Annotated in this window: 1 pseudogene; it reads right to left on the reverse strand. The window is 79.9% G+C overall.

The features are described 5' to 3' along the window. Window positions 1-17 precede the first annotated feature (17 nt). Window positions 18-239: pseudogene (locus KMS84_RS40645) on the reverse strand (LysE family translocator); the annotation flags it as partial.

Raw genomic sequence — 239 nt, forward strand, 5'->3', positions numbered from 1 at the left:
GTCCGGCGGGGCGGGGGCTAGAACGCCCGCTGGATCAGCAGGAACGCCCCGATGCCGAGCATCGCCGCGCCGGAGGTGCGGGTCACCGCGCGGGCCGCCGCCGGGCGGGCGCCGAGCAGTCTGCGGGCCAGGACGCCGACCGTCAGGTAGACGGCGGCGCAGCACGCCATGTGCAGCAGGCCGAGGACGGCCGTCTGGGCGGCGACCGGGAGGCGGCCGCTCCCGCCCGCCCCCTCGGC

The organism is Streptomyces hilarionis (genome assembly GCF_024539675.1).
Classification (GTDB): Bacteria; Actinomycetota; Actinomycetes; order Streptomycetales; family Streptomycetaceae; genus Streptomyces; species Streptomyces hilarionis.